The organism is Kineococcus sp. NPDC059986 (genome assembly GCF_040702905.1).
Taxonomy (GTDB): domain Bacteria; phylum Actinomycetota; class Actinomycetes; order Actinomycetales; family Kineococcaceae; genus Kineococcus.
In genome coordinates, this window is record NZ_JBFBND010000003.1 from 172,135 (window position 1) to 194,360 (window position 22,226).

Annotated in this window: 19 protein-coding genes; 9 read left to right on the forward strand and 10 right to left on the reverse strand. The window is 75.2% G+C overall.

All coding sequences use genetic code 11. From position 1 onward, the window contains the following. Positions 1–39: 39 nt before the first annotated feature. From AB0637_RS04325 to AB0637_RS04350, 6 genes are all read right to left on the reverse strand, one after another. Positions 40–834, reverse strand: a complete 795-nt coding sequence (locus AB0637_RS04325; RefSeq protein WP_366169934.1) for an anti-sigma factor — start codon at positions 832–834, stop codon at positions 40–42. Continuing rightward, positions 821–1,435, reverse strand: a complete 615-nt coding sequence (locus AB0637_RS04330; RefSeq protein WP_366169935.1) for a sigma-70 family RNA polymerase sigma factor — start codon at positions 1,433–1,435, stop codon at positions 821–823. Before AB0637_RS04330 ends, AB0637_RS04325 begins: the two co-directional genes overlap by 14 nt. A 78-nt stretch (positions 1,436–1,513) precedes the next feature. Further along, positions 1,514–2,746, reverse strand: coding sequence for an FAD-dependent monooxygenase (locus AB0637_RS04335; protein WP_366169936.1), 1,233 nt, complete (start codon positions 2,744–2,746; stop codon positions 1,514–1,516). A gap of 81 nt (positions 2,747–2,827) precedes the next feature. Further along, positions 2,828–3,949 carry an NAD(P)-dependent alcohol dehydrogenase gene (locus AB0637_RS04340; protein ID WP_366169937.1) on the reverse strand — a complete coding sequence of 374 codons (1,122 nt, stop codon included), beginning with the start codon at positions 3,947–3,949 and terminating at the stop codon, positions 2,828–2,830. A 9-nt stretch (positions 3,950–3,958) separates the two neighbouring features. After that, positions 3,959–5,419 (reverse strand): aldehyde dehydrogenase family protein, encoded by a 1,461-nt coding sequence (locus AB0637_RS04345; RefSeq protein WP_366169938.1) that lies wholly within the window; start codon positions 5,417–5,419, stop codon positions 3,959–3,961. A 92-nt stretch (positions 5,420–5,511) separates the two neighbouring features. After that, positions 5,512–7,719, reverse strand: a complete 2,208-nt coding sequence (locus AB0637_RS04350; protein WP_366169939.1) for a hypothetical protein — start codon at positions 7,717–7,719, stop codon at positions 5,512–5,514. A 141-nt stretch (positions 7,720–7,860) separates the two neighbouring features. Here AB0637_RS04350 and AB0637_RS04355 point away from each other — a divergent pair, with 141 nt between their 5' ends. From AB0637_RS04355 to AB0637_RS04370, 4 genes are all read left to right on the forward strand, one after another. Next, positions 7,861–9,144, forward strand: coding sequence for a glycosyltransferase 87 family protein (locus tag AB0637_RS04355; protein ID WP_366169940.1), 1,284 nt, complete (start codon positions 7,861–7,863; stop codon positions 9,142–9,144). Between the two features lie 71 nt (positions 9,145–9,215). Beyond that, positions 9,216–9,521, forward strand: a complete 306-nt coding sequence (locus tag AB0637_RS04360; RefSeq protein WP_366169941.1) for a WhiB family transcriptional regulator — start codon at positions 9,216–9,218, stop codon at positions 9,519–9,521. A 60-nt stretch (positions 9,522–9,581) separates the two neighbouring features. After that, the gene (gene pheA / locus AB0637_RS04365) at positions 9,582–10,526 is read left to right on the forward strand and encodes a prephenate dehydratase (RefSeq protein ID WP_366169942.1); all 945 of its coding nucleotides are present in this window, start codon (positions 9,582–9,584) and stop codon (positions 10,524–10,526) included. 161 nt (positions 10,527–10,687) lie between these two features. Further along, a complete protein-coding gene (locus AB0637_RS04370) occupies positions 10,688–12,574 on the forward strand; it encodes an EAL domain-containing protein (RefSeq protein WP_366169943.1) in 1,887 nt (628 codons plus the stop codon). Here the strand turns inward: AB0637_RS04370 and AB0637_RS04375 are convergent. After that, positions 12,510–13,616 carry a diacylglycerol kinase family protein gene (locus AB0637_RS04375; RefSeq protein WP_366169944.1) on the reverse strand — a complete coding sequence of 369 codons (1,107 nt, stop codon included), beginning with the start codon at positions 13,614–13,616 and terminating at the stop codon, positions 12,510–12,512. The two genes, AB0637_RS04370 and AB0637_RS04375, sit on opposite strands and share 65 nt — an antisense overlap. An 88-nt stretch (positions 13,617–13,704) precedes the next feature. Here AB0637_RS04375 and serS point away from each other — a divergent pair, with 88 nt between their 5' ends. After that, the gene (gene serS / locus AB0637_RS04380) at positions 13,705–14,979 is read left to right on the forward strand and encodes a serine--tRNA ligase (RefSeq protein WP_366169945.1); all 1,275 of its coding nucleotides are present in this window, start codon (positions 13,705–13,707) and stop codon (positions 14,977–14,979) included. A gap of 7 nt (positions 14,980–14,986) precedes the next feature. Here serS and AB0637_RS04385 read toward each other — a convergent pair whose 3' ends face one another. The 3 genes from AB0637_RS04385 to AB0637_RS04395 are packed head-to-tail and all read right to left on the reverse strand — an operon-like array spanning position 14,987 to position 17,465. Beyond that, positions 14,987–15,634 carry a hypothetical protein gene (locus AB0637_RS04385; RefSeq protein ID WP_366169946.1) on the reverse strand — a complete coding sequence of 216 codons (648 nt, stop codon included), beginning with the start codon at positions 15,632–15,634 and terminating at the stop codon, positions 14,987–14,989. Then, entirely contained in the window at positions 15,631–16,485 is an 855-nt protein-coding gene (locus AB0637_RS04390; RefSeq protein ID WP_366170043.1) for a class II fructose-bisphosphate aldolase, read from the reverse strand. The genes AB0637_RS04385 and AB0637_RS04390 overlap by 4 nt, the downstream gene beginning before the upstream one ends. Further along, positions 16,482–17,465, reverse strand: a complete 984-nt coding sequence (locus tag AB0637_RS04395; protein WP_366169947.1) for a PfkB family carbohydrate kinase — start codon at positions 17,463–17,465, stop codon at positions 16,482–16,484. Before AB0637_RS04395 ends, AB0637_RS04390 begins: the two co-directional genes overlap by 4 nt. Positions 17,466–17,618: 153 nt before the next feature. On the opposite strand from AB0637_RS04395, the gene AB0637_RS04400 reads away from it, so the two are divergent. The 4 genes from AB0637_RS04400 to AB0637_RS04415 all read left to right on the forward strand — a co-directional run bounded on the left by AB0637_RS04400 (position 17,619) and on the right by AB0637_RS04415 (position 22,223). Beyond that, positions 17,619–18,425: a DeoR/GlpR family DNA-binding transcription regulator gene (locus tag AB0637_RS04400; protein WP_366169948.1), complete on the forward strand. Its 807-nt coding sequence runs from the start codon at positions 17,619–17,621 to the stop codon at positions 18,423–18,425. A gap of 62 nt (positions 18,426–18,487) precedes the next feature. After that, positions 18,488–19,612, forward strand: a complete 1,125-nt coding sequence (locus AB0637_RS04405; protein WP_366169949.1) for a Gfo/Idh/MocA family oxidoreductase — start codon at positions 18,488–18,490, stop codon at positions 19,610–19,612. Between the two features lie 48 nt (positions 19,613–19,660). Continuing rightward, positions 19,661–20,482, forward strand: coding sequence for an HAD hydrolase family protein (locus tag AB0637_RS04410; protein ID WP_366169950.1), 822 nt, complete (start codon positions 19,661–19,663; stop codon positions 20,480–20,482). Positions 20,483–20,621: 139 nt separating this feature from the next. Continuing rightward, on the forward strand, positions 20,622–22,223 hold the full coding sequence (locus tag AB0637_RS04415; RefSeq protein ID WP_366169951.1) for a GAF domain-containing protein: 1,602 nt from the start codon (positions 20,622–20,624) through the stop codon (positions 22,221–22,223). The last annotated feature ends 3 nt before the right edge of the window (positions 22,224–22,226 follow it).

Genomic DNA, 22,226 nt, shown 5'->3' on the forward strand with positions numbered 1-22,226 from the left:
GTCGTCCCGCGCCGGACCACCACCCCGGGGGCCGGACCTTCACGCCTCCTTGGACAGCGTGCCGCGCAGGACGCTGTCGGAGGAGTGCCCCGGGTTCCCGTCGAGCGGTTCGCGGGAGACGTCGACGACGTCGAAGCGGGAGAGGTCGATGCCCGCCGGGACGGTGACCGTCATGTCGTCGCCGGCCATCGTGCCGAGGGAGACCATGCCGCCGTCGGCGTCCAGGAGCCACGCCTCGAGGTAGCCCTGCGCCGGCGCCTGGACCCCGTGCACGGCCAGGTGCAGCCGCACGGCGCCGTCCTGGTCGGCGACCTCCGCCGTCCCACCCGGTCCGTCGGACGCACCCCCGGACCCGACCGGGCGCAGCGTCGCCGACGAGACGACGGCGGGCCGCACGGCGACGGGGTCCGAGCCCTCGGTCGTCCGTGCGCCGACCACGCCGAGCACCCCGCCGACGAGCAGGCCGGCGACGGCGGCCGCGGCCACGGCGGGGGAGAACCGGCGCCGCCGGGCCGGACGGCGGGTGCGGCGGTGCTCGTCCAACGGTGCCGCAACCGTCTGCACGACAGTCGGTCCCGCGACCGTGGGGGTGCCCTCGCCGAAACCCACCTCGTGCGCGATGCGGTCCCACGTCCCGGCCGGCGGGGCCAGCGCCTCGACGTCCTCGGCCGCCCGGGCGGCCCCCAGGCGCGCCCAGCCGGCGACCTCCGCGCGGCACCGCTCGCAGTCCGCGAGGTGCTGGTGCGCGACCGCGCCGAGCGGTTCGCCGAGACCCGCCAGGGCGGCCTCGTCCTCGTCGAGGTGCGGGACCCCGGTGCCCTCAGCCGGCCGCACGGTCGGCCTCCAGCCGGGAACGCAGCCGGTGCAGGGACCGGCGCAGGTGGCTCTTGACCGTGCCCAGCGGCAGGCCCGTCCGGGCCGCCACCTGGGCGTGGGTGAGGTCGTCGAAGAAGGCCAGGCGCACGAGGGTGCGCTGCGGTTCGCCGAGCTCGTCGATCTCGGCGAGCAGGACGACGCGGTCGGCGGCGGCGTCCTGCGGCAGGGGTTCGTGCAGGACCGCGGCGTCCCCGCCGCGCAGCTGCTCCGGTTCGGTGACGACCTCGGAGCGGTAGCGCTGGGCGAGGGCGTCGGCGATGCGGTGCCGGGTGATGCCGACGAGCCAGGCCGCGAAGGAGGACCGGTCGGGGTCGTAGTTCTCCCGCGAGCGCCACGCGGCGACGAAGACGGACTGGACGACGTCCTGGGCGTCCTGCTCGCCGAGCCGGCGCCGGGCCAGGCCGTTGACGAGCGGGGAGAAGCGTTCGTAGGCCTCGCGCAGCCCGCGTTCGTCACCGGCGCGCACGGCCCGTCCCACGGCGGCGTCGTCCCACGCGGCGGGAGCGGTCCAGTCGGTCGACCGGTCCGTCCCGGCCGGGGACTCGGGCCGTGGACTCACGGCACAACGGTAGGTGGACCTCACCGGGCCGCCACCCGAGCGCCCGAGCGCCCGGGGGCCCGGGGGCCCGGGGGCCCCTCAGGCCGCCGCGGTGGGCAGGGCGGGGTAGTCGGGGACGGTGAACGTGTCCGCCGGGGGTCGGGTGAACCGTCCGGCGAGGCCGCCGAGCGCGCGGACGGGCGGGCTCGTCAGGACGCGCAGCCCCGTCCACAGCGCCTGCCGGTGCCAGGCCGACCGCGGGTTCGCGATCGCCGGGGTTCCCGGCGGCAGGTCCTGCGCCCGGGTGACGAAGGGCCGCATCCGGCGTTCGTAGGTCGCGGTCGCGTCCGTGAGCGGCCGGCCGTGGGCGTGCGCGGTGGCCAGTTCCCCGGCCAGGACGTAGGCGCCGGTGAGGCCCAGCGTCGTGCCCATGCCGCTGACCGGGGACGCGCAGTGGGCCGCGTCGCCGAGCAGAACGACGCGGCCGGAGCTCCACCGGTCCAGGTGCACCTGGGCGAGGTCCTCGAAGTGGAAAGGGGTGTCGTCGAGGGCGGCCAGGACCCGCTCGGTCTCCCAGCCCGCGTCGCGGAACACCCTGCGCAGCACGGTGACCTGGGCGGCGGGGTCGAGGTCGGCCAGGCCGCGGGTGGGGGACAGGAAGTTCAGCAGCGCACGCGTCGTGCCGGTGTTGTCGGGACGCAGGTGGACGCTGCGGCCCTCCAGCGCGTTGTACCAGCGCCAGGACCGGTCGTCCTGCGGGGTGCGCGGGACCGTCACGTAGACGCAGTACATGCCGAGCGGGCGGACGGGGTCGCCGGGGAACACCAGCCGGCGGGTCCGCGACCCCACGCCCTCGGCGACGACGACGAGGTCGACGTCGCGGCGCTGCCCGGAGGCCAGGGTCACGGCGACCCCGTCCGCGTGCTCGTCGAGGGCGGTGACGTGGTCGCCGAAGAGGCGTTCGGTGCGCTCGGCCGGCAGGTCCAGCAGGAGGCCGGACAGCTTGCCGCGCAGGATCTCCAGTTCGGCCGTGGCTCCGTCGCTCTCGCCCTGCGCCGCGGGCAGCGCCGCGCGGGGACGGCCGTGCTCGTCGACGAACGCCGTGCCCTCCTCCGTCGTGTGCTCGACGAGGGCGGCCTGTTCGATGCCGGTGCGGCGCAGCACCTCGCGGGCCGCGCCCCGGACGTCGACGTTCTGCCCCTCCTCGCGCCGGTCGGCGGCGCGTTCGACGAGCGTGACGGTGAACCCGGCGCGGTCGAGCCAGTGCGCGAGCAGCGGCCCGGCGACGCCGGCCCCGGAGACGAGGACCGAGGGTTGGGGGCGGGACGACATGCGGTCCTCCTGGGGGTCGGTGCTGCCCAGTCAACGGGTGGCCCGACCGTCCGGCAATCGGGAACCCTAGGGCTCCCGGGGTCAGGGGACGAGCACGGGTTTCACCGTCGCCCCGCGGTGCATGTCGGCCACGGCCTCGTCGAACCGCTCGAAGGAGTACGTCCGCACCAGGTCGCCCAGGGGCATTCGGCCGCTGGTCACCAGGTCGACGAGGGCCGGCACCAGGGACGCGCCGTCCCCGTCGCCCAGGGTGATCCCCTCGACGCGCCGGCCCGGCAGCAAACCGTTGACGTCGACCGGCACCTCGGTCCCGAACGGCGGGGCCCCGACCGCGAGCGCCGTGCCGCGCGGGGCCAGCGCGTCGATCCCGGCGCGCAGGAGCGCGGGGACGCCCGTGGTGTCGACGACGCCGTCGGCGCCACCGCCGGTGAGGTCCAGCAGGGTCGCGGCGAGGTCGCCCTCCAGGGCCGAGGAGTCGACGACGTGGGTCGCCCCGAACCGGTGGGCGGTCGCGAGCCGGTGGGCCACGCGGTCGACGGCGACGATGCGCGTGGCCGGGGTCAGCGCGGCGGCCGCGACGGCCGCCAGTCCCACGGCCCCGGCCCCGAGGACGACGACCGCGTCGCCCGGACCGGGGCGCAGCGCGTTCCACACCGCACCCGCCCCGGTCTGGAAACCGCAGCCCAGCGGGGCGAGCGTCGGCAGCGGGGAACCGGCCGGGACGCGCACGAGGCTGCGTTCGTCGACGAGGGCGTGCCGGGCGAAGGAGGACTGCCCGAAGAAGTGCCCGCCGAGGGGTTCGCCGCCGCGGGTGATGGTGGGGCTGCCGTCGGCCCGGCGGCCGCCGAGCAGGTTCAGCGGCAACCACGTCGCGCAGTAGGCGGGATGCCCCTGCCGGCAGTTCCGGCAGGTGCCGCAGGACGTGAACGACGTGAGGACCTCGTCGCCGACGGAGAAACCCCGCACGGCGGACCCGACGGCCTCGACGACCCCGGCGCCCTCGTGGCCGAGGACCCCCGGCAATGGGAACGGCAGGGCCCCGGACGCGACCGTGAGGTCGGTGTGGCACACCCCGACCGCGACGATGCGCACGAGCACCTCGTCGGGGCGGGGGTCGTCGAGGTCGACCTCGCGGGTGCGGAAGACCGTCCGGCCGGAGGGTCCGCCGGGTTCGGCGACGAGGGCTTCGGTGGTGGTGGGCACGGATCCCCCTCAGGCCAGCGAGACGACGACGGACTTGGTGCGGGTGTAGGAGGCCAGCGCCTCCGGGCCGTACTCGCGGCCGAACCCCGAGGCGCCGACCCCGCCGAACGGCACGGCCGGGTCCAGCAGGGCCCAGTCGTTGACCCAGACGATCCCGGCGCGCAGCCGGGAGGCGACGCGGTGGGCGCGGGCGACGTCGCGCGTCTGCAACCCGGCGGCCAGGCCGTAAGGGGTTCCGTTGGCCATCTCGACGGCCTCGTCCTCGGAGTCGAACGGCTGCACCGTCAGGACGGGTCCGAACACCTCCTCGGCCACGACGGGATCGGTGCTCTTCACGTCCGCGAGGACGGTGGGGGAGTAGAAGAACCCGTCCGCGAGGTCGCCGGGCAGGTCGGGACGTCCACCCCCGCACACGACGCGGGCACCGGAGGCCTTGGCCTGCTCGACGTACCCCTCCACGATCTCGCGCTGGCGGGCCGAGGCGAGGGGACCGACCACGGTCGCCGGATCGCGCGGGTCGCCCAGGGGAACCCCGGGGACGGCCTGCGCGAGGATCCCGAGGACCGTCTCGTACAGCGGGCGCTCGACGAGCAGTCGTGGTCCGCCCATGCAGAACTGGCCGGTGTTGAAGACGAACGCCTTCACGGCCGCCCCGACGGCGGACTCCACGTCGGCGTCGGCGAAGACGATGTTCGCCGCGTTCCCGCCGAGTTCCATCGTGACCTGGGTGAGGTTCTCGCCGCTGACGGCCGCGGCGTGCCGGCCGACCTCCGTCGAGCCGGTGAACGCGACCTTGTCCACGCCGGGGTGCCGCAGCAGGGCTTCCCCGACGACGCCCCCGGCGCCGGTCACGACGTTGACGACCCCGGCCGGGACGCCCGCGTCGAGGAACAACTGCCCCATGAACAGCGCGCTGAGCGAGGTGTCCGCGGCGGGTTTGTGGACGACGGTGTTCCCGGCGGCGAGGGCGGGGGCGATCTTCGTGCTCGACAGGACGAGCGGGAAGTTGAACGGTGTGATGGCGGCGACGACCCCGACCGGTTCGCGGACCGTGTAGGCGTGCGCGGGGAACGGCGTCGAGCGGACGGAACCGTCCATCGTCTGGGCCAGCGCGGCGCAGTAGGCGTACTGCTCGGCGGCCGTCTCGACGTCCACGGGCCGGCACAGGCCGACGGGTTTGCCGACGTCGAGGCTCTCCAGACGGACGAGTTCCTCGGCGTTCTCGCGGATGAGTTCGGAGATGCGCAGCAGGACCTTCGAGCGGTCCCGGCCCGTGGTGCGAACCCACGGTCCCTCCCCGGCGGCCCGTGCCGCCGCGACGGCCGCGTCGACGTGCTCGGGGCCGCCGCGGGAGATGTCGGCGACGACGCGGCCGGTGGCCGGGTCGACGACGTCGAGCCGTTCGGCCGTCTCCACGTGCCGTCCGTCGATGACCAGGCCTGAAAGGCCCGCGGGTAGAGCGTCCGTCATGTCGCACCTCCGTGTCCGGCCGCCGACGGCTCCGTCGGTGGTGGGCACAGCGTCGCCCGTCGACAGGAAACCTGTCAATGGCGGAGGGCGGGTCAGGTCCGTTCGGGGTGGTCCTCCACGATCCGCGTGATGCACGCGATGAGCAGCGGGACGGCGAGCATCGCCCCGACGGCCGGGACGGCGGCGCCGGAGTCGTTGACGGCGAAGCCGATGGCCAGCAGCACGAGCAGGCACGCCAGCCCCGGTTTGAGGACGGGGTGGCGTGCGTAGGCGCGTTCGAGGACCGAGACGCCGAGCACCCGCGGCCGGGCCAGCACGACGGCGATGAACACCGCCGCGAGCGCCAGGACGAGGCTGAGGATCCAGTTGCTGTAGAGGATCCGCAGGTTCTGCTCGCCCTTGCGCTCGACGACCTGCCACGCACCGCCGTCCAGGAGGGTCTGGACGAAGCGGCCCAGGTGCGTCTGGTCGTCGGTGGGGCGCAGCCAGTCGGCCACCGAGATCGCGGCCAGGACGAGGACGGTCGCGCCGAGGATGACGACCACGCGCCGCACGGTGATGCGCACCCCCGCGACGACGAGGGCCAGCAGACCGAACGCGGGCAGGATCGCCGGCGGCCCGCCGAAGTCGGCCCCCAGGACCCCGTCGACGTACGTCGCCAGCAACCCCACGACCGCGACGACCACGACCGCCGCACGCCGCCGGCCCGTGCGCACGAGCCAGTCGGCGACGGCGACCGTGAAGAGCAGGGCACCCGTGGCGAACAGGGCGAACTGCTGGTTGCCCAGGCCGTAGAACCGGCCCGCGACGACGGGTTGCAGGCCGTTGAGGCTGGAGGTGATGAGCCGCGACCCCGTCGCGCAGTCGACGGCGAGGACCGTCGCGGTCACGAAGCCGACGAACCCCAGGGGGCCGAGGGCGTGCTTGCGCCAGGGGCCCAGCAGGGCGAGCGCGGTGGTGACGGCGACGTACAGCGCGACGGCCCCCGTGACGGCGAGCAGGTGGCTGCCGGTCGAGTCGCCCGCCCGCCACCACGGGATCGTGTTGGCCAGGAACGTCGAGGCGCACACGGCGCCGAAGACGACGGTGAGGACCCGCAGCCCCGTCAGGATGCGCCGCCGTCCCGCGCTGCCGCCCCACGCCTTGCGCAGCGCGAGCGTCGCGACGCCGTAGAGCAGGATCTGCGAGGCGCCCCACACCGTGAAGAAGGGTCCGACGAGCGGCTGGACGGCCTGTGCGGCGGCGTCGAGGTCGCGGACCTTCTCCTCGCGGTCGGCGGCCGACGTGCCGGCGTCGGTGCTCGTGACGGGGGCGCCGACGAGTCCGGGGGTCCCGTGGTCGGAGCCGAGGGCCAGCGCCAGGACGGTCGACGTCAGGTCCGTCGTCTGCACGATGGCCGTCTGCCGGGTGGAGCGGGACCCGAGGTAGCCGTCGTAGTCGCCCGACCCCGGCTGCGGGCCCGTGGCCGCCCCGAACTGCAGGTGCGCGGTGGCGCCCGCGTCGGCGAGGGAGACGGCGAGCAGCGTCGTGGCGTCGCGGCCCGTGGAGGCCGCGACGGCCCGCTGGACGGCGCCGAGCTTCGCGTCCACGGCCGCGACCTGCTCCGCCCGGGACTGCGCGGGCGCCTTCTCCTGCGACGGCAGGTCGGCGGGGTCGCGGACGACGCCCGCGTCCACGACGACGACGCGCGCGCCGTTCTCGAGGGCGTCCTGGACGTACCCGCCGATCTCGGCGGGCGTGGTCGCGGGGACGTAGTCGGGCACCCGGCCGTCCGTGCCGGCCAGCGCGATCGCCGCGCCGGGGCCCACGGCCACGGTCCTCACCGGGGACAGCGCCGCGCCCAGCGTGCCGGGGACGGCGCTGAACGTGTCGCCGTCGGCGATCCGGCGGAACTCCTCTAAACCGGGGACCGTCGCCGGCCCCGTGAGGGCGTCGTCCGTGACGAGGGGGTCCGGGACGGCGGCGCAGGCGGCGCTCGCGTGCTGGGAGGACGACCCGTCGAAGTCGGTGGCCCGCCGGCCCGCGGACAGCCCGAGCCAGCCGTCGGCCGGGCAGGCCGCCGTGAAGACGCTGCGGACGGCCACCGTCCCGATCGCACCCGACGTCATGGACGCGAGCGCGGGCGTCGCCTGCGCGGAGACGTCGGTCCAGCGGACCCCGGAGAACCCGACGAGGACGAGGGGCGCCCGGCCCTCCCCGGTCGTCGCGGCCCGCGCCGGCGCCGCGCCCGCCCCGAGGACCACCGCCAGGACCGCCACGACGGCGAGCACCCCCGCCACCACGGTCGGGGCGGAGGACATCTCTTCCGCCCCTGCACGGGGGGTGGGGAGGGCGGAAAGAGTGTTTTCCGCCCGGGGTCGGGGGGTGGTCGGGTGGGGCACCCGCCCAGGCTAGGGGTGGGGATGGTCGGGACCTGTGCCTCGCTGGGGGAGGATCGGGGGGTGCTGACGCAGGGGACCGCTGAGCCGGCCGGACAGAGGGGTGCGCGTCGCCGGGGGCGCGCCGGGTGGTGGCGCGCGCTGGGCGTCCTCGTGGTCCTCGTCGCCGTCGCCCCGATCGTGCACCGGTACCTCGTCGCCTACCCGGACGACCAGTGGCAGGTCGACCTGGAGGTCTACCGCGAGGCCGGGCGCTCGCTGCTCATCGGCCGGCCGGTCTACCTCTTCGAGACCGAGGTCCCCCAGCTCCTGCCCTTCACCTACCCGACGTTCTCGGCGGTGCTGTCGATCCCGCTGGCGCTCGTGCCGTGGTCGGTGGCCGGCTGGGGGTGGACGGCGTTCCAGCTCGTGCTGCTCTACGTCATCGTCGGGCTGGCGTTCCGGCCGCTGCTGGAGCGCGCAGGCCGCTTCACGGGCCTGGCCCACGGCCTCGTCGCGGCGGCGTGCGTGTGGATCTCGCCGGTGGGGGAGAACATCCGCTTCGGGCAGGTCAACGTCGTCCTCGTGACGCTGTGCCTGCTCGACCTCGTCAAGGGCACGGACGGCCTGCGGATCGGCCGGTTCACGGTGCACTGGCCGCGCGGGGCGCTCGTGGGGGTGGCCGTGGCGATCAAGCTGACGCCGGGCGTCTTCCTCGTCCACTTCGCGGTGACGAAGCAGTGGCGCGAGCTGCGCAACGCCGTGCTGGCTGCGATCGGGGTGACGGTCGCGACCTTCTTCATCGCCCCCGAGGGGTCCCTGGAGTTCTGGACGTCGGCGCTGCTGAACTCCGACCGCCTCGGCCCCAACGCCGGGTCGTCGAACCAGTCGCTGCGCGGCTTCCTGCTGCGGCTCTACCTGTCCGACGGGGCCACGACCGCGCTGTGGGGCGTCCTGGCGCTCGCAGCTGCGGTCGCGGGGTTCGCGCTGTCCCGGGCGCTGCACCGGCGCGGGGACCTCGTGGGGGAGGTCGCGGCGTGCGGTCTCGTCGCGCTCCTCGTCTCGCCCGTCTCCTGGCTGCACCACTACCTGTGGGGCGTGGTCGTGCTCGGTGCCCTCGTGGCGGACGCCCGGGTGCGGGCCCGCGTCGTGGCCGCCGTCGTGGGGCTGGTGCTGCTGTGGATCGCGTGGCCGTGGTGGGGCGCGAACCTGCTCGCCGAGCGCAGCGTGCCGACGGCGCTGGCGCGGTTCGTGCAGAACGGGGACCTGTGGTGGGCGTGTGCCGCGGTCGTCGTCCTGTGGCGGCTGGGGGTGCGACACACCCCGACTCAATCACGGGTAGTGACGGATCGGTCGCATAGCGTTTAGATTTTCCCCTCACAGGGCATCACAGGTCCACGCGCGACCACCGCGTGACACCACTTGAGGGGGGCAATGCCGTGAGTGAGACCAGCAAGGGACTACGCCCCACCGTCGACGCCTGGGAGTGGCAGCTCTCCGGAGCCTGCCGGGACGCCGACACCGAGCTCTTCTTCCACCCCGAGCTGGAGCGCGGAGCAGCGCGCCAGCACCGCGACGCCGCGGCGCTGGCCATCTGCGCCGAGTGCCCCGTGCTCCGCCAGTGCCGGCAGCACGTGCTGTCGCACCGCGAGAACTACGGGGTCTGGGGAGGCCTGACCGAGGACCAGCGCGACGCCATCTGGAGCGGTCGCACCGAGAAGCGGAAGCTGCGCCGGGCCGGCTGAGGCCCCGCACGGTCCCGGGTCGTCCCCGTCGGGGGAGGGGGACGGCTACTGTGCGGGACCGTGCTGCGCTACGCGTTCTTCGGACCCGTCGGGACGTTCTCGGAGGCCGCCCTGCGGACCGTCGTCGGGGACGCACCCGCCGAGCCGGTGGCCAGCGTCGACGCGACCATCGAGGCCGTCCGCAGCGGTGCGGCCGACGTCGGGTGCGTGCCCATCGAGAACTCGGTCGAGGGTGGTGTCCCGGCCACGCTCGACGGGCTCGCGGCCGGTGACCCGCTCGTCGTCGTCGCCGAGGTCGTCATCCCCGTGACGTTCGTCCTCGCCGCCAAGCCCGGCGTCGGGCTGGCGGACATCACGCGCGTCAGCACCCACTCGCACGCCTACGCGCAGGTCCGCCGCTGGCTGCACACGCAGTTGCCCGGCGTCGCCTACGTGCCCGCGACGTCGACGGCCGCCTCGGCCCAGGCGCTCGCCGACGAGCTGGCGGGCGGCGAACCCGCCGGCTTCGAGGGCGCCATCTGCGCCCCCTTCGCCGCCGTCCGGCACGGACTGGAGGTCCTCGCCGAGGGCATCGAGGACCGTGAGGGCGCCCAGACGCGGTTCGTCCTGCTGTCCCGCCCCGGCGCCGGCACCACTCCGGCGCCCACGGGGAACGACAAGACGTCGCTCGTGGTGTTCCTGCGTGAGGAACGCCCCGGCGCTCTCGTCGAGGCCCTCGAGCAGTTCGTCACGCGCGGCATCAACCTGACCCGCATCGAGTCCCGCCCCGCCGGCGACGCGCTCGGCCGGTACTGCTTCTCCATCGACTGCGACGGGCACGTCACCGACGCCCGCGTGGGCGAGGCCCTCATGGGGCTGCACCGCGTCTCCGAGAGCGTCCGGTTCGTGGGCAGCTACCCCCGCGCCGACGGGGGCCGGACGATCACCGGCTCCGGCCCCAGCGAGAGCGACTTCGAGGAGGCGCGCAGCTGGCTGGAGCGGCTGCGCGCCGGCGCCGCCTCCTGACGCACCGCCCCCACGCGCTGGTCCGGGGTGCTGGCCCGGGGGTTCCGGGTCGTCGGAGCGGAGCACCGGACCCACCGGCCCGACGTGACGACGATCCCCCACCCGTGGGACCACCCGGACGGATCATCTAGAAGTCTGGTCGGTGCGCCGATGCACAGGACGTGACCAGCGCGCCCTCCCCGACGACGCAGCCGACGGCCGACCCCGCCGCGACGGCGCTGCAGGCCGAGCTGCCCGCAGCCATCGCCGACGGGCAGCTGCGGGTCCACTACCAGCGCCTCGTCGAGGCCGGCACCCACCGCGTCGTCGGGGTCGAGGCCCTCGTCCGCTGGCAGCACCCCGAGCGCGGCTTGCTCGGCCCCGGCGCCTTCGTCCCCCTCGCCGAGGGCACCCCGACGATGGTCGCCCTCACGACGTGGGTCCTGCAGCACGCCTCCGCCCAGTGCGCCGCGTGGCGGCTGGCCGGTCACGACGTCGGCGTCGCGGTCAACCTGTCCGCCGCGCTCGTCCAGGACCCCTCCCTCCTCGACACCGTCCGCGGGGTCATCGCCGCGCACGGGCTCGACCGCGGCGTCCTGACGCTCGAGGTCACCGAGACGGCGCTGCTGGCCGACCCGGACGGGGCGGCGGCCGTCCTCGCCGCCCTGCGCGCCGCCGGCGCCCGGGTGTCCATCGACGACTTCGGCACCGGCTACACGTCCCTGACGATGCTGCGCCAGCTCGAGGTCGACGAGCTGAAGATCGACCGCACCTTCGTCGCCGCCGCCACGCAGGCCCCCGCGGACGCGGCCATCGTCCGCGCGCTCGTCGACCTGGCCCACCGGCTGTCCATGGAGGTCGTGGCCGAGGGCGTCGAGGACGCCCGCACCGCCGAACTCGTCCGCGGGCTCGGCGCCGACGTCCTGCAGGGCTTCCACTTCGCCCGCCCGGTGCCGGCCGAGGAGGTCTTCACGACCGTCGTCCGGCCCCCGGTCGACTTCCCCGCCCAGGCCGACGGGCAGGTCAACGGCCCGGTCCCGGCCCCGCGACCGGCCGACGAGGCCGAACGGGTCCAGCTCGCGCACCACGTCCTGGGTGCCACGGCGGCCTCCCTCGGTCTGGTGCGCCGCACGACGGCCCTCGCCGCCCGCCTCCTCGGCACCGAGTTCGCCAGCTTCAACGTCGTGACGGAGGAGCACGTCCACCTCCTGGCCGCGCACGGCCACACCTTCACGCGGGTGCCGCGGGACGGGACCCCGTGCGCGTGGACCGTGCTGGGGCGCGACCTGCTCGAACTGGACTGCGCGGACGACGAGCGCACGGCCGGCGGCGACATCGCCGCGTCCGGCGTCCGGCACTACACCGGGGCCCCCGTCCTCGACGCCCTCGGCCGCGTCCTCGGCGTGCTGTGCGCCTACGACCGGCGTCCCTTCGTCGTCGGCGACACCGAACGGGAGCAGCTGCGCCTGCTGGCGGGTGTCCTCGCCGACCACCTCGAGGGGGTCGACGCGGCCGGCCAGCTCGACCGCGTCCACGCGCTCCTGCAGACCACGGCGGAGGTCGACCGCGCCGAGGACGAGGCCGGTGTCGTCGACGTGCTCACCCGCCGCGTCCACGACCTCACCCGGCCCGACTTCACCGTGCTCGTCGGCCGCCGTGCGGTGGACGGCCGCTGGGCCGTGCTGGGCCACCACGGCGACGCCCCCCGGGCCGTCGAGGGCGTCGTGTACGACGAGCGGGCCCGCAGCGCGGTCGCCCGCGCGCTCGCCACCCACCGGCCGGTCTGGGTGCCCGACGTCCGCACCAGCTCGGTGGTCGACGGCGAGCTGGCCCGGCGGTGGGGCGCCGCGGCCGTCCTCGCCGTGCCCGTCGTCACCGCCGACGGCGTCCGCCACGTCCTGTCGCAGTGCTGGCGCCGGCCCCAGCCGGACCTGCCGGCGGTGCTGCGCGACGCCGCGGACGCCGCGGCCCGCTTCGCCGCGCACGCCCTCACGGCACGGACGGTCAGCCCCCCGGACGCAGCGGCGGGCAGCGCACCAGCAGCACTCCCGGCTCCACGGTCAGCGTGATCCGCCGGGCGGTCCCGATGGGGTCGCCGTCCAGCTCGACCTCCTGCGGTTCGGCGCAGCGCACCTCGAACCGCCGGCCGCGCAGGTGCTGCACCCGCCGCTGACCGCGCCGGTCCCGGGTCGCGATGGCCCACGCCACCTCGCCCCAGCCGATCCCGCCGCGCGGGGACAGCACGACGGCGTCCAGCACGCCGTCGTCGATCTCGGCGTCCGGCATGAGGACCAGCTGCTTCGTCAGCTTGCCGCAGTTGCCGACGATGACGGCCCGCGTGCGCGACGGCGTGGGCGCCCCGTCGTCGACCGTGATCTGGACCTTGGCCTGCGGACCCCACAGCGCCCGGGCACCGGAGACGACGTAGGCGCCGTAGCCCAGCCGCTGCTTGAGGCGGTCCTCGACACCGGCCATCATCGCCGCGTCGAACCCCAGCCCCGCCATGACGAGGAACAGGTGCCGCTCGGGGTCGGGGTCGTGGCCCGTCCGGTCCACCTCCAGCCAGCCCACGTCGACCCGCTGGTCCCCCTCGGCGAACACGAGGTCGAGGGCGGCGGCGAGGTCGGTGTGCGGCACGTCGAGGTTGCGCGCCAGCAGGTTCCCGGTGCCGGCCGGCAGCAGCCCCATGGGCGTCGAGGTCCCCGCCAGCCCCTCCGCGACGGAGCGGACGGTGCCGTCACCACCGGCGGCCAGCACGAGGTCGACCCCCTGCTCGACGGCCTGCCGCGCCTGGGAGCGGCCGTGCTCGGTCGGCGTGGTCTCGAACCACACCGGGTCCTCCCACCCGTGGGAACGGAAGACGGCGGCCACGTAGGCCTGGCGGCGCCGCAGCGAGTGCTCGTCGAGGGAGGCGAACTTCGTCGGGTTCACGACGATCGCCGCCCGGCGCCGCTGCTCGGGGAGCGCGTGGGGCGTGGCGAACCGGGCCTGGGCGGCGCGCAGCCGTCGTGTCGCCCGGCGCTCGCGCGCGAACAGGCTGAACACGACCACCAGGGCCAGCGCGAGGACGACGGCGACCGCGCCGGTGTCGAGCAGGTCCGCCACCGTCATCCGGCCACGCTAGCGGGCCGCCCGGGTGGGCGCGGACGGGGCGGGAACTCGGTCGGACCGGCCGGGGTCGACCCGTTAGTGTCGTGCTGTGATCGACCTGCGACTCCTCCGGGACGAACCGGACACCGTCCGCGCCAGCCAGCGGGCCCGCGGCGAGGACGAGAGCGCCGTCGACCGCGTCCTCGACCTTGACGCCCGGCGCCGCACGGCCATCGCGCAGTTCGAGCAGCTGCGGGCCGAGCAGAAGTCCCGGGGCAAGGACGTCGCGGCCGCCAAGGGCGAGGAGAAGCAGCAGCTCCTCGCCGGGGTCAAGGAACTCTCCGAGCGGGTCAAGGCGGCCGAGGCCGAGCAGGCCGCGGTCGCCGAGGAGTTCGAGGCCGCCCTGCGCCTCATCCCCAACGTCGTCGAGGACGGCGTCCCGCCCGGCGGCGAGGACGACTACGTCGTCCTGGAGGAGGTCGGCACCCCGCCCGAGCTGCCCGAGGGTCTGGACGCCTGGCGCGACCACCTCGAACTCGGCGAGCTGCTCGGCGCGATCGACACCGAGCGCGGCGCCAAGGTGTCGGGGTCGCGGTTCTACTTCCTCACCGGGGTGGGCGCGCGGCTGGAGCTGGCGCTGCTGAACCTCGCCGTGGCCAAGGCCGTCGAGAACGGGTTCAGCCCGATGATCACGCCGACCCTGGTCAAGCCGGAGGTCATGGCGGGCACCGGTTTCCTCGGGGCCCACGCGGCCGAGGTGTACCACCTCGAGGAGGACGACCTCTACCTCACGGGGACCAGCGAGGTGGCCCTCGCGGGGTACCACGCCGACGAGATCCTCGACCTGTCGGCCGGTCCCAAGCGGTACGCCGGCTGGTCGGCCTGCTACCGCCGCGAGGCGGGGTCGTACGGCAAGGACACCCGCGGCATCATCCGCGTGCACCAGTTCCACAAGGTCGAGATGTTCTCGTTCTGCCGCCCCGAGGACGCCGCGGCCGAGCACCAGCGCCTCCTGGGTTTCGAGAAGGACATGCTCGCGGCCGTCGAGGTGCCGTACCGCGTCATCGACACCGCGGCCGGGGACCTCGGCAGTTCCGCGGCCCGCAAGTTCGACTGCGAGGCGTGGGTCCCCACCCAGGGGACCTACCGCGAACTCACCTCGACGTCGAACTGCACGACGTTCCAGGCCCGCCGCCTCGGGGTGCGCGAACGCCTCGCCGAGGGGTCGGGGACGCGTCCGGTGGCGACCCTCAACGGCACGCTCGCCACGACCCGCTGGCTCGTCGCCATCCTGGAGAACCACCAGCAGGCCGACGGTTCGATCCGCGTTCCCGCTGCGCTGCAGCCGTTCCTCGGGCTGGACGTGCTCACGCCCGTCCGCTGAGGACCGGTCAGCCGAACCCAGGCGGCTGGGCCCAGTGCCCGCCCGCGCGCAGGTGGTCGGCGACCAGCCGCGCCACCCGCGTGCGGGGGACCACGTCCCCCGCCCGCACGGCGTCGGGCGTGCTCCGGAACACGAACTTCGCGACGGCCTGGTCGGCCGCGGTGTCGCGCTCGACCGGCCCGACGGTGAACCGCCGGGCGAACCGGACGACGCCGCTGTCGGGTCCGAGGTCGGTGAGCAGCGGGTCCAGCAGCCAGGAGTGGCAGCTGAACCCGTCCGCCCGCAGGAGGTCCCGCGCGCGGGAGAACGAGACGTCCAGGTCGGCGTCGGTGAGCGGTCCGCCCTCGGGGACGTGGACGGCGTGCCGGCCCTCGTGCGGAACCCGCTCGAACTGCAACCGCCCGAGCGCGACGACGTCGGCCCGGGCGAGACCGCGCAACCAGCCGACGTCGATCGCGACGTCACCGGTGGTGCCGTAGGCCGCGACCTTGCGGGGGACGTCGGCGAGGGTGTCCGCCAGGACGTCGGCGCCGAACCCCAGCGCGGCGAACCGGGCCGCGACGTCCCCGGGGTGGGCCGTGAGCGCGGCGACGAACTCCTCCACGCCCAGGTCCGGGCGGTCCCAGGCGCCCAGGGGTTCCGAGGCGCTCCTCACGGGCGGTTCTCCCCGGACGGGGCGAGCACGAGCAGCAGCCGGGCCACCTCGACGGCCACGGCCTCGCGTGCCGGGGCGAGGTACTTGCGCGGGTCGACGAGGTCCGGTGCGGCGGTCAGGGCCTCGCGCACCGCGCGGGTGAAGAGCACGTTGAGGTGGGTCGCGATGTTCACCTTCGTCATGCCCGCGTGCACCGCCGCGACGAGCTGGTCGTCGGGAACGCCCGAGGACCCGTGCAGCACCAGGGGCACGGGGACGGCGGCGGCCAGGGCGGCCACGAGGTCGAGGTCGAGGCGGGCGGTGCGTTCGGTCATGGCGTGCGAGGACCCGACGGCGACGGCGAGGCTGTCGACGCCCGTCGCGGCGACGAACGCGGCCGCCTGGGCCGGGTCGGTCCGCGCACCGGGCGCGTGCACGCCGTCCTTGCCGCCGACCTCGCCGAGCTCGGCCTCCAGCGGGACCCCGGCCGCCCGGCACAGCCCGGCGACCTCCCGGGTGCGGGCGACGTTCTCGTCGTGCGGCCACCGCGAGCCGTCGAACATGACGCTGTGGACGCCGAGGTCGAGGGCCTCCTGCACGAGGGCCACGTCGTCGGCGTGGTCGAGGTGCACCACGGCGGGAACCGTTGCGGTGCGGGCGACCTCGAGCGTCGCGCGGAGGGCGGGCGCCAGCGCTCCGTGGTAGGCGACGCAGTTCTGGCTGATCTGCAGGACGACGGGCCGCCCCGCCCGCTGCGCGCCGTCGACGAGGGCCTCGGCGTGCTCGAGCAGGACGACGTTGAAGGCGCCCACCCCCTGCCGGGCGGTACGGGCGTGCCGCAGCAGCGTCACGGCGTCGGGACGGTCGTTCACCACGGGGGCTCCGTTCGAGGGGTCCGGCCTGTGCGGGTGTCGAGGCGGGCGTCGAGCACCGGCAGGTCCGCGGGGTCGACCTCGCCGGCCCCGGGGCGCAGGACGGCGGCCGCGCCGAGCACGGCCGCCCACCGCAGGGCGGTCGCGTCGTCGGCCCCGGCCAGCACCGCCGCGGCCAGGCCCGCGGTGGCGGCGTCGCCGGCGCCCGTGGGGTTCCCGGTGACGTGGGGCACCGCGGGCTGCCGGACCGTCCCGGCGGGGGAACGTCGGGTGGCGAGCAGGCCCGCGGCGCCGTCGGAGACGACGACCCGGCCGGCACCGAGGTCCAGGAGGGCGGCGACGGCGGTGTCGACGGTGGGCGTCCCGGTCGCGCTCCGGGCCTCGGCGGCGTTGGGGGCCAGCGTGTCCGCGCCGGCGCGGGCCGCGTCCAGCAGGGCGGTCCCGCCGGTGTCGACGACGACGTGCGCCCCGGCCGCGCGTCCCGCGCTCACGAGCGGTCCGAGCCGGGCCGCGCCCGGGGGCAGCGACCCCGCGACGACGAGGACGTCCCCCGGCCGGCACCGCGCCGCGACCCGGACGCACACGGCGTCCCACGCGGCGGCGTCGAGGACGGGTCCCGGTTCGGCGTAGACGGTGGGGTGCGCGTCGGGCGACCCGTCGGGGGTCGTCGGCACGACCGTCACGGTGCTGCGCGTCGGAGCCGGGACGTCGACGGTGTCGGTGGGCAGGCCGAGGTCGGCGAGCTCGCGACGGATCCAGGCGCCGGCGTCGCCGCCGAGGGGCTGCACGGCCGTGACGGGCAGGCCGAGCACGTGCAGGACGCGCGCGACGTTGAGGCCCTTGCCGCCCGCGCGGCGCAGCACCGACCCGACCCGGACGGTGCCACCCGGTGCGGCCACGTCCCGGGCCTCGACCGTGTACGTGACGTCCAGCGCCGGGTTCGGGGTCACGACGACCACGTGCGGGCGGGTGCCGGGCACGGGCACCGCCTCCCTCGTTGATCGTTCTTGCGCGTTCAGAGCTTCATTCGATCAGGACTGCGCACAGCGGTCAACAGGATCGTGCCATGCTGACCCCGTCGGCGTCCCCGTCCGGAGGGACGCCGCGCAGGACCACGCGGGAGGGGACCGTCCGTGTCGGCGCAGCACCGCCTCAACCGCACGCTCGAGCTCGTCACCGACCGCGGCAACGTCTCGATCGCCGAGGTCGCGCAGGCGCTCGGGGTGTCCACGGCGACCGTCCGCCGCGACCTCAACCTCCTCGCCGAGCAGCGGCTCGTGACGCGCACCCACGGCGGCGCCGCGGTCCTCGGGTCCGGGTACGAGCTGCCCCTGCAGTACCGGATCCCGCGCCAGGCCGAGGCCAAGCTGGCCATCGCCCGGACCGTCGCCGCGCTCGTGCCGCCCGGTGCCGCGGTGGGGCTCAACGGCGGGACGACGACGACGGAGGTCGCCCGCGCGCTCGGCGCCAGCGACCGGCACGGGAGCGTCGGGGTCACGATCGTCACCAACGCCCTCAACATCGCCTACGAGCTGTCCGTGCGCGAGCACGTCAAGATCGTCGTCACGGGCGGGGTGCCGCGGTCCCGGTCCTACGAACTCGTCGGACCCCTCGTCGCGGCCGGTCTGGCCGACGTGAACCTCGACGTCGCCGTGCTGGGCGTCGACGGCCTCACGGCGCGGTCGGGGGCCACGACCGTCCACGAGGGCGAGGCCGACGCGAGCCGCCACCTCGCCGCCGCCGCCGCGGGCGTCGTCGTCGCGGCCGACGCGACGAAGCTGGGGCGCACGACGTTCGCCCGGATGCTCCCGCTGGACCGGCTCGACACGCTCGTCACCGACGGCCCCGTGCCCGCCGACCTCGCCGCCGACCTCGCCGGCGCCGGGGTCGAGGTGGTGCTCGCGGGGGCGCCGCCGCAGGGAGGCACCCGTGCCCGCTGAGCTGTCCGTCGCCGTCGTGGGGGCCGGGGGCGCGCGCCCCCATCGGCCTGCACGTCCCACGGGTGCGGGAGGGGGCCCGGGTCACCGCCGTCGCGGACACGACGACGGCGGGCCGCGACCGCGCCGCCGCCCTGTTCCCGGGCGCGCAGGTCTTCCCCGACCACACCCGGCTGGTCGCGGAGGCCGGGGTCGACGCCGCGGTCGTCACCACCCCCGACCACACGCACGCCGAGATCGCCGTCGACCTGCTGCGGGCCGGGATCGCCGTCTACCTCGAGAAACCCCTGGCCACGACGCTGCCCGACACCGACCGCGTGCTCGCCACGGCCGTCGCCACCGGCACCCCGCTGTACGTCGGCCACAACTTCCGGCACTCCGCGCTCGTGCGGACGATGAAGGCCGTCGTGGACGGCGGCGAGATCGGCGAGGTCCGCGCGGTGTGGGTGCGCCACTTCGTCGGCCACGGGGGCGACTTCTACTTCAAGGACTGGCACGCCGACCGGCGTCGCACGGGATCCCTGCTGCTGCAGAAGGCGAGCCACGACATCGACGTGGTCCACCACCTCGCCGGGTCCTGGACCCGCCGCGTCGTGGGCATGGGCGACCTCGTGGTCTACGGCGGGATCACCGACCGCCGCGAACGGCCGGGGGAGACGATGCGGGACTGGTTCTCGATGGACAACTGGCCACCCGCGGCGCAGACGGGGTTGAACCCCGTCGTCGACGTCGAGGACCTGTCGATGGTGCTCATGCGCCTGGGCAACGGCGTCGCGGCGAGCTACCAGCAGTGCCACTTCACCCCCGACTACTGGCGCAACTACACCGTCATCGGCACCGAGGGCCGGCTGGAGAACTTCGGCGACACCGCCGGCGGGGTGGTGCGCGTGTGGAACCGCCGCCACGAGTGGTCGGCCACGGGGGACCGCGAACACCCGATCGGGGGCGTCTCCTCCGGCCACGAGGACGCCGACGTCGCCACCATGGCCGAGTTCCTGGCCCACGTCGCCGACGGCACCCCGACCCTCCTGTCCCCGGTCGCGGCCCGCGAGGCCGTCGCGACCGGCGCCCTGGCGACGCAGTCCCTGCGCTCGGGGTCGGTGCCCCTCGACGTGCCCGAGCTGCCCGCCGACGTGCGCGAGCACCTCGAGCGCGCCGCCGCGGAGGGGCTGGGCCGCAGCGGGACCTGACGGCGCTCGTGCGGCGACGGGCCGCACCCACCCCGTAGGCTGCCGGACGTGAGTGGGGGCCTTCAGGGCGTGCTCGTGGCGCTCGACGTCGACGGAACCGTCGTCGACCTGGACGAGTCGCTGTCCGACCGCGTCCGCGAGGCGGTGAGCCGGGTCGCCGCCGCCGGGGCCCACGTCGTCGTCGCGACCGGCCGCTCCCTGCACGGCACGCTCCCGGTGCTGCAGCGCCTCGGGCTCCACCACGGCTTCGCGGTCTGCTCCAACGGGGCCGTCACCGTCCAGCTCGACCCCGCCGCGGCCGAGGGCTACCGGGTCGTCTCGCTGCACACCTTCGACCCCTCCGGCGTGGCCGAGCTGCTGCGCGAGCACCTGCCCACGGGGCTGTTCGCGGTGGAGGTGCTCGGTCGCGGCTACAAGCTGACGGCGCCCTTCCCCCACGGGGAGCTCACCGGGGAGATGCAGATCGTCCCCTTCGACGAGCTGTTCGCCGAACCCGTCATGCGCGTCATCATCCGCAGCCCGGAGCACACGTCGGCGGAGTTCTCCCGCCTCGTCGACGAGGTCGGCCTGCACGGGGTCGCCTACTCCGTCGGCTGGACGGCCTGGCTCGACCTCGCCCCCGACGGCGTCACCAAGGCGAGCGCGCTCGAGGAGGTCCGGCTGCGCCTCGACGTCGACGCGGACCGCACCCTGGCCGTGGGCGACGGCCGCAACGACGTCGAGATGCTCCGCTGGGCCGAGCGCGGGGTCGCCATGGGCAACGCCCCCGCCGAGGTGCAGGCCGTGGCCGACGAGGTGACCGGGACCGTCGACGACGACGGGCTGGCGCAGGTGCTGGAGGGCCTCGTGGCCGTGGGCCCGACCGCCTGACCCCACCCCCTCGCGAGGACCTGCTCTCCAGCGGTCAAGGGATCCGCCCGTCCGGCCGATGACTCCAGGGCTGGAACGACCCGGCGCCGTACCAGGCGTCCCTGGCCCCACGGGCGCCGCGGGACGGAGAGGGAGAACCATGTTCCGCACCACCGCGTCCCGCCGTTCCACCGAGCAGGCGGCCGACTTCGTCCAGGCGGCCCAGGCAGACCTGGAGGCCGTCACCGATCTCGTCCGCGGGTTGCAGGAGGCGCGGACGCCGGAGGCGGCCGTGAAGACCGCGCTGGAGACGATCCGGTCCCGCTTCGGCTGGGCGTACGGGTCGTACTGGCGGTTGGAGCAGCGCGCGGGCTCCGGGGCGGGGTCGTCCCCGGTGCTCGTCTTCGCGCAGGAGAGCGGTCGTGTCGACGGTTCGGCCGGCGAGGAGTTCCGCCGCGTCACGCTGTCGGCGTCGTTCGCCGTGGGCGTCGGACTGTCGGGTCGGGCCTGGCGCCAGCGGGACCTGGTGCACGTGGCGGACCTGGGGGAACTGACGGACTGCGTGCGGGCGCCGGTGGCGCAGCGGGCCGGGATCCGGTCGGGGATCTGCTTCCCGGTGCTGGACTCCGGGCAGGTCGTCGGCACGATGGACTTCTTCACGACGGACCGGGTGACGCTGTCGGCCGGACGGTCCGCGGTGCTGCGGACCGTGGCGACGCTGGTGTCCTCGACGCTGGCGCGGTTGTCGGAGGCGGTGCGCCAGGAGAAGGCGGCCCAGGACGTGGCGGCGGTCTCGACGCTGATCCGTGAGCTGACCGGCGCGACGAGCAAGCCGCAGGCGCTGAAGGTGGCGCTGGACACGATCCGCGCGGACTTCGACTGGCAGTACGGCTCGTTCTGGCGGCTGGACGAGACCGGTCCGGTCTCGGGGCACGTGCTGCGGTTCGAGCTGGAGTCCGGGGACGTCGGGGCGGAGTTCCGTCAGGTGACGCTGTCGGCCTCGTTCGCCAAGGGCGTGGGGTTGTCGGGCCGCACGTGGGCGGCGCAGGAGCTGGTGTTCGTGGAGGACCTCGGCGAGATGACCGACTGCGTGCGGGCGCCGGTGGCGCAGCGCGCGGGGGTCAAGTCGGGGGTGTGCCTGCCCGTCGTCGTCGGTGGTCGCGTCGTGGGGACGATGGACTTCTTCGCCACCCGCACGTTGGTGATGTCGGAGAGCCGGCGCGCGGCGCTGGCGAACACGGCGTTCCTCATCGGCCAGGCGATGGAGCGGTTCGCCGCCGCGGACCGCTTGCAGCAGGCCGGTGGTGACCTGCTGTCCTCCATCGAGGAGGTGGAGCGCAACGTGGTGGCCGCGACGGGTGTCGCCGCGCACGGTGAGGCGCTGGCGGCGGAGGCGAACGCCGAGGTGGCCGCGCTGGAGGAGGCGTCGGCGGAGATCAACGACGTGGTGCGCGCGATCCAGGCGATCGCGGCGCAGACGAAGCTGCTGGCGCTGAACGCGACGATCGAGGCGGCCCGGGCCGGTGAGGCGGGTCGGGGTTTCGCGATCGTGGCCGAGGAGGTCAAGGAGTTGTCGGGGGAGACCGAGCGGGCGACGAGCAGCGTCGGCAGCCGGGTCGCGACGATCCAGGCGCGGGTGGGTGCGGTGACGTCGTCGCTGGCCCAGATCAGTTCCGCGGTGGGGGAGATCAACCAGACGCAGGCGGTCATCGGCGGTGTCCTGACGGAGCAGTTCGCGGTGACCCGCGAGATCCTGGGGTGAGTT

Bases quoted from the DNA above. Each gene is read 5' to 3' on its own strand.
- AB0637_RS04345 (WP_366169938.1), bottom strand. From the start codon at position 5,419: ATGACGGACGCTCTACCCGCGGGCCTTTCAGGCCTGGTCATCGACGGA.
- AB0637_RS04335 (WP_366169936.1), bottom strand. From the start codon at position 2,746: ATGTCGTCCCGCCCCCAACCCTCGGTCCTCGTCTCCGGGGCCGGCGTC.
- AB0637_RS04350 (WP_366169939.1), bottom strand. From the start codon at position 7,719: ATGTCCTCCGCCCCGACCGTGGTGGCGGGGGTGCTCGCCGTCGTGGCG.
- AB0637_RS04415 (WP_366169951.1), top strand. From the start codon at position 20,622: ATGTTCCGCACCACCGCGTCCCGCCGTTCCACCGAGCAGGCGGCCGAC.
- AB0637_RS04375 (WP_366169944.1), bottom strand. From the start codon at position 13,616: ATGACGGTGGCGGACCTGCTCGACACCGGCGCGGTCGCCGTCGTCCTC.